8 protein-coding genes are annotated in these 7,003 nt (G+C 46.5%); all 8 read right to left on the bottom strand.

Annotation, left to right across the window (positions count from 1 at the left end; all coding sequences use genetic code 11):
• The coding region (locus tag BM265_RS11610) for an NAD(P)(+) transhydrogenase (Re/Si-specific) subunit beta (RefSeq protein WP_143098716.1) at positions 1–188 on the bottom strand (188 nt) is incomplete at its 3' end.
• Complete coding sequence (locus BM265_RS11605; protein WP_024855976.1) at positions 185–493, bottom strand: NAD(P) transhydrogenase subunit alpha part 2; 309 nt, start codon at positions 491–493, stop codon at positions 185–187. The genes BM265_RS11605 and BM265_RS11610, both read right to left, overlap by 4 nt.
• Positions 494–552: 59 nt before the next feature.
• Complete coding sequence (locus BM265_RS11600) at positions 553–1,680, bottom strand: NAD(P) transhydrogenase subunit alpha (protein WP_074961980.1); 1,128 nt, start codon at positions 1,678–1,680, stop codon at positions 553–555.
• A gap of 85 nt (positions 1,681–1,765) precedes the next feature.
• Positions 1,766–1,912: a hypothetical protein gene (locus BM265_RS20100; protein ID WP_177219584.1), complete on the bottom strand. Its 147-nt coding sequence runs from the start codon at positions 1,910–1,912 to the stop codon at positions 1,766–1,768.
• Positions 1,913–1,927: 15 nt separating this feature from the next.
• Entirely contained in the window at positions 1,928–3,265 is a 1,338-nt protein-coding gene (gene gdhA, locus BM265_RS11595) for an NADP-specific glutamate dehydrogenase (RefSeq protein WP_074961977.1), read from the bottom strand.
• Positions 3,266–3,670: 405 nt separating this feature from the next.
• The gene (locus BM265_RS11590) at positions 3,671–4,429 is read right to left on the bottom strand and encodes a helix-turn-helix domain-containing protein (RefSeq protein ID WP_074961974.1); all 759 of its coding nucleotides are present in this window, start codon (positions 4,427–4,429) and stop codon (positions 3,671–3,673) included.
• Positions 4,430–4,849: 420 nt separating this feature from the next.
• Entirely contained in the window at positions 4,850–5,764 is a 915-nt protein-coding gene (locus BM265_RS11585; protein ID WP_074961971.1) for a dockerin type I repeat-containing protein, read from the bottom strand.
• A 77-nt stretch (positions 5,765–5,841) separates the two neighbouring features.
• On the bottom strand, positions 5,842–6,729 hold the full coding sequence (locus tag BM265_RS11580; RefSeq protein WP_074961969.1) for a hypothetical protein: 888 nt from the start codon (positions 6,727–6,729) through the stop codon (positions 5,842–5,844).
• Positions 6,730–7,003: the final 274 nt, after the last annotated feature.

The raw sequence follows: 7,003 nt of genomic DNA, 5'->3' as shown, positions 1-7,003 counted from the left end.
ACTGTGTCTGTTACCTGCTTCTCGAAAAGCACGGTTACTACTGCGATGAGCATACCTACGGAAGACATCAGATTACCCTTACGTGCTGTGTCTGCCTTACCCAGAAGCTTGATGCCTCTTATAAACAGTACAGAGGATACCATATAGAGCACTGTCGTGCAGACGGTGCGGATATTTTCAAAATTCACTTCTTATCCTCCCCTTTTTTCTTGAACATACCAAGCATTCTGTCTGTTACCAGATAGCCGCCGATAACGTTTATGGTTGCAAGAACTATCGCTGCAAATCCGCAGATATTGCTGAGCATACCATCTGTCTGAAGTGCTACTGCTGTTGCAGATATCGCACCGACAATAGTGATGCCCGAGATCGCGTTTGTACCCGACATAAGGGGTGTATGCAGCTGCGAGGGCACTTTCGAGATAAGCTCTACGCCCAGGAATCCTGCGATAACGAACACGAATACCAGCAAAAGAATTTCGCCTGTCGCCATTTTACTTTACCTCCTGATCAAATTAAAGAAAACATTTTCCGATTCATTTGCTTTAAGACTTAGTTATTCTTGAAGCGCTCATGGATTATCTGTCCGCCCTGTGTGAGCAGGCAGCCGCGCATGATCTCATCTTCGAGATTTACCTTGAGTTCCTTGCTTTCCTTATCATAGAAGTGGGTCAGGAATGCGTAGAAGTTACCTGAGAGCATCTTTGATGCATCATAGGGTACCTGTCTTTCAAGCATATCGCCGCACATGATAGTTACGCCGTTTTCGGTAACAACGTCCTCGAAGAGCTTAGAGCCTTCAACGTTACCGCCAGTGGAAACTGCCATATCTACAACAACTGCGCCCTTCTTCATACGATCAAGGACATCCTTGCCGATAAGACGGGGAGCCTTTCTTCCGAATACCTTAGCGGTGGTGATGACGATGTCGCTTCTTTCACAGACCTTAGCCTGAGCTTCCTGCTGTTTAGCTATCTGCTCGGGGGTAAGCTCCTTAGCGTAGCCCTGATCGGTCTGTCCCATTTCACCCAGGTCGATCTTTACGAAAGATGCGCCAAGGGACTTTACCTGTTCTTCAACTACGGGACGTGTATCGAATGCATCAACACGAGCACCGAGTCTCTTTGCAGTAGCTATTGCCTGAAGACCTGCAACGCCGACACCGATGATGAACACTCTTGCGGGCTGGATAGTACCGGAAGGAGTAACCATCATGGGGAGTATCTTAGGCAGTTTAGCAGCAGCGTTTACTACAGCTGTATAACCTGCCAGCGAGGTCTGTGAGGACTGAACGTCCATTTTCTGTGCCAATGTAGTTCTGGGGATCATTTCCAGAGAAACTGCCTGGATACCTGATTTTGCGAAATCGTTCAGCAATTCCTTTTCATTGAACGGATCGAGGTAGCTGAGGTGGAGAGCGCCTGAGGGGATACCCTGGATGCTTTCGGGCTTCATTATCCTCAAAATAATTTCGCTGCCCTCGTATCCTGCTTCGTTAGAGGATACAAGAACAGCGCCTGCCTTCTCGTAAGCCTCGTCATTGAAGCCGCTTTTTTCGCCCGCTCCGCGGGTCACTTTTACTTCGTAGCCCATGCTTATGAGCCGCTTGATGTCATCGGGGATCAGCGCCACGCGGGTTTCACGCGGGTCGGTTTCCCTGCAGACCAGTATTTTCTTCATCTAACTTCTCCTTTCAAAAGAATGATATTCCCGTAAACAGCACTAGGCAGCATCGAAAAACGGTGCTGCCGTGCCTTGATGAAGGTCAATCCCAACATTCAGTATTCATTGAATATTCGCCGCAGCTGATATTTTCAGCTGCATTGGGCTCATACTGCGCGATAAGCATATCGGGGTGCTTGTCCTCGAAAGGTACTATCGGCAGAAAACCTATCCTTTCGGAAATATTCATGCTTTCAACTCCTGATTATACAATACCCTGTGCGTTCATTGCATCGAGAACCTTCTCGAAACCTGCAATGTTTGCGCCAACAACATAGTTGCCCTCGAAGCCGTACTTCTTAGCAGCATCGTCGATGTTATGGAAGAGATTTACCATGATGTTCTTCAGCTTAGCGTCAACCTCATCGAATGTCCAGCTCAGACGCTCGCTGTTCTGGGACATCTCAAGAGCGGAAGTAGCAACGCCGCCTGCGTTTGCAGCCTTACCGGGAACGAACCATACGCCGTTATCCTGGAAGTACTTTGTAGCTTCCTCGGTAGTAGGCATATTTGCGCCCTCGCATACAGCTGTTACGCCGTTTGCAACGAGCTGCTTAGCATCCTCGATATCGAGCTCATTCTGTGTTGCGCAAGGAAGAGCGATATCGCACTTGATCTGCCATACGCCTCTGCCCTCGTGATACTCGGAATTGGGTCTGTACTTCTTGTATTCTGTAAGTCTTGCTCTGTCAACTTCCTTGATCTGCTTCAGAGCTGCAACATCGATACCATCGGGATCATATACCCAGCCTGTGGAGTCGGAGCATGTAACTACATTAGCACCCAGCTGCTGTGCCTTCTGGATAGCGTAGATAGCAACGTTGCCTGCGCCGGAAACTACTGCTGTCTTGCCTGCGATATCGTTGCCGTGAGACTTGAACAGCTCCTCAACGAGATACAGCAGACCATAACCTGTAGCCTCTGTTCTTGCCAGAGAACCGCCGTATGTAAGGCCCTTACCTGTCAGAACGCCTTCGAACAGACCTCTGATCTTCTTGTACTGACCGAACATATAACCGATTTCACGAGCACCTGTACCGATATCACCTGCGGGAACGTCGGTGTCAGCGCCGATGTACTTGCAGAGCTCAGTCATAAATGCCTGGCAGAATGCCATAACTTCTCTGTCGGACTTGCCCTTGGGGTCGAAGTCGGAACCGCCCTTGCCGCCGCCGATAGGCAGACCTGTAAGGCTGTTCTTGAAGATCTGCTCAAAACCCAGGAACTTGATGATACCCAGGTTTACAGAGGGGTGAAGTCTCAGACCGCCCTTGTAAGGACCGATAGCAGAGTTGAACTGTACACGGTAGCCTGTGTTTACCTGTACGTTGCCCTTGTCGTCAACCCACGGAACTCTGAACTTAATCTGTCTCTCAGGGTTAACAAGTCTCTCCAGAAGACCATCTCTTCTGAACTTCTCCTCGTTAGCGTCCACAACTACCTTGATGGACTCCAGTACCTCTCTTACAGCCTGATGGAACTCGGGCTCGGCAGGGTTCTGCTTGATGACCTGCTCAATTATTTCTTCTACATACGATGACATTGCGCTAATACCTCCTGATGATATTTTTACATAAAAATAAAAAAGCAATGACGAATAAACCGCCCTAAAAGAGCAGTCCATTGGCGCCATTGCCTTAACTGTCTTTTAGTGTACAGTATTTGAGGTAAAAAGTCAATTTATCATATCCTATAAAAATCAGACTTTTGCCACTAACATTCCGATAGCCGTTGCGTAACCCAAATCTCTCATAATACGAAAACAAAGGGTAGATCACAGGACCTGCCCTCGTTTCCGTTTATTTAAGATAAGATGGGAATTGAGCTATGTTAAGTATCGGATCTGATACCGACTGTGCAGATATCCGCAATTTTAACTATACCATATATTCTCGGTACACGATACTATAAAAATCATACATATTCCAGTGTAAAACAGACTGCACTATTATCTTTTAAGTTCAGAGGGCGTTTTACCCGTAAGTTTCTTGAAGACCGTGGTAAAGTAATCCACCGAGGAGAAGCCCAGCATCGCGCTGACTTCGTACACCTTGTACCTGCCCGAAAGCAGGAGCTTTTCAGCGTACTTTATACGGAATTTCTTATAGAAATCACCGAAAGTCATACCCATTTTCTGCTTGAAAAGCCTGCCGAAATAGTCCTTGTTGAAGCCGAAATGATCTGCGGCATTCTCGGTAGTGACAGTGGTCTTTTCCGAAAGCAGCAGGAACTCCCTTATCCTCTCGGAGAATTTAGCGTCCTTTGAAGAATACTCCGCCATGAATTCTTCCACCGTAAGGTCGTACTCCCCTGTCACGAAGCTGTCGCCTATGCGCTCGGATACTCTTGCAAGGGCTTCGCCAAGCCTTATCTCGCTTACAGGTTCGGTGATATAATCGATAACGCCCAGAAGAAAGCATTTGCGCATATTCTCCGAGTCATCGAAAGGGCTCACCGCCAGACAGAATGTACCGGGAGATACCGTCTTTACCGCGCTTATTACAGCTTCTGCCGAAATAGCGGGCAAACGGTTGAAGCAAACGAGCAGATCGATATTGTTTTTAAGACACATTTCGGGTGCATTCTCACTGTCAGAGGTCTTGCTGAATATCTCAAAACCATTTTCCTGCCATACCGGCATCTTTTTGAGTCTGTCGAATGTTCCCAGATTGTTGTCTACTATCAGTACCTTGTAAAGTCTACCCATATTTTTCCACCTCCCGCTAAAAAATAAAGGCGCTGTAATCCTAACATCACAGCGCCTTTGCTTGTCCTATAATATACCACAATAAAACGATATTTGTCAATGACTTTCGTACCAAGTTGTCTGAAACTTTGGGTGCTTTATCGGAATATTCGTGGGAGAGCAGACTTCTGCCGCTGATTATTACAGCATATCCTCTGCCCATATTTTTATCAAAAAAGCAGAAAGCCCCTTACACAAGGACTTTCTGCACCTTTGCATATCTATTTAGTTTACTTCACCATTATAGCATATTGCCCTTCAATAAAATACCCTATAAATCCGACTTTTTACATTATTTTTAAGATATATTGATTTTTGACAACATTCAAACCGCATTAATTCCCTACAGCTATTTTCTCGGGGATCCGGTTCGTCATAGAATCAATCTATACCATATATGCTGAATGTGACGCTAAGCTCGTCCGAGAAGAAGAAATTATTCACATTTATCGCTGCGTCATCTGCATCACCGGATATAAGGTTAGCTATCTCTATGCGGTAGCAGTTGTCCTCTTCATCGAGATTTCCGTAGCGCACTTTGCTCGGGTCAAACCAGAGTTCTTCATCATCGACCTTTATGCTTTTGACCTCGACCTTTAACTCGTCACCCCTGAACTTGCCCTTTACGTGCTTATTGACGTTAGGATTTGAGCCATTCTCAAGAAAGCCCTCAAGTTCAGTGCCGTCAGCCCCGAGAGTACCGTCCAGCAGACCTGTGATATCAACACACATTATAGTACAGTCATTAGCCCAGGGCAGGTAACTGCCGTTTGCCCCATCATTAGAATATATAAGCGATGGATTCTTACCCATGTCGTCTACAGAAGTTATGCTGTCCCTGGTTATGCTGACAGTATATACGCCGTCCCCTGTAACATCGGCATCAATACCGTAAGAAGCCGCTCCCGGGTGACCTTGACCATTCCAGTTGCCCCAGTTCATACTGCCATCAGCAAAAATAAGGTATGCGTCATACCCCTTGAACCTCTCATCAGCGGAATTCGGGTCGGAGGGCAGGTTCTTCTTGCCCTTTACAAACGCCGCTATCCGCGTAATATCGGTAACATTCACACTGCCGTCGAAATTAACGTCTGCATTTTTCAGGCTCTCTCCAGAGAGGAGCTTTTTGCCCTTGACATGAGCGGCAGTTTTGACCACATCAGTTACATTTACTACGCCGTCACCGTTGACATCTCCCCTGGTAGTGGATACTTTTTCCGCCATAACAGATATACAGCCCGATGCCATTGCACCCGCACACAGCAGGGATACCGTACTCCTGATAAGTTTATTCATGGATAGACCTCCCTTTATAAAAACGATCCAACACCAGTATATTATACACCTATCCGCCCGTATTGTCAATCGCGGTATCAGCCTTTAAGCACCGTGGTCAGATCGATCTCATTATCCATCATATCCTTGCCTTTGCCCGTGAATCGGTCAATGTAATACCAGTTAGCCGTGGATGTGTTATTGCCTACGATATCAAAAAGGCGTATGACTATATCGTTATTCTCTTCAGGCTTTAAAATGTCGCAGAATTCAGGCACATATCCCGTATCATTGTGCTGCTTGTAGTATTCCCGCGCCATTTCTTCCAGTTCATTGTTATTGAAGAACGTGAACTCGTCAAAACCTATATTGCCCATGTACACAAGTTCCTCTGTGTGGTTATCATCTTCAAAGGTAAGCACAGCGTCACCACCGCGTTCCTCGGCTTTAGCACGAGTTTTTTCCGAAGTGCCCCCCGCATTGCCCGCAAAGCTGAACACAGCACAGCCGTCATCCATCTCATAGGTGAAGCCTTCCTTGAATCCATCTGCCTGGTACACCCTCATTCCTGTACCGTCTGTTGCGAACTCATAGTACATATCGCCGCTGTCACAGAAAGACCACCATATACCCGGTGCAAAGCCTGTTTCCAGCCCGAAATGTTCCTCGTCATCTCCCCTGCCGTCATCATCAAGCCCGCCTGTAAACAGACCGACCTTGCCGTCAGCTATGCTTTCATCGGGAGTATCCCCGCGGCTTTCGGAAGCTTCACTGTTGGAATCGGCGATACTGCTTTCGGATATCACCTCGCCGCTTTCAGCTGCATCTTCCGAGGACACATCTGATTCGCTGTTCTCAGCATCGGTTGCAGCCTGAGATTTTAAGTCCCCGGAAGCAGGATCACTGTCCGCAGGGCGCTCTGTAAACGAACCGCAACCCGCAAGGATAAGTGCTGCTGTAACTGCAAATAAATATGTAAATTTCATACAATACATCTCCATTCTTTTTGTGAATAATTTAATACAGAATAATTATAACTCATATATCCCATTTTGACTATACCCAAAAGCATATCTGATACGTAGAAAATCTGACTTTACTTTTGTTAGTCTCGCACAAAAAGTGCCGAATCACCGCGGTTTTACACACATTTTCAGGAGCGTCAAAAACGCCCTCAAAGTGTCTTCGTCAGGTTGTCTGATAATGCGTGAAATTAATAGTTAATTTGCAAAATTTCTGTTGACAAATCAAAGAAAATCG

Source organism: Hominimerdicola alba (assembly GCF_900112155.1).
GTDB lineage: Bacteria > Bacillota > Clostridia > Oscillospirales > Ruminococcaceae > Hominimerdicola > Hominimerdicola alba_D.
This window is presented reverse-complemented; position numbering and strand designations above follow the sequence as displayed.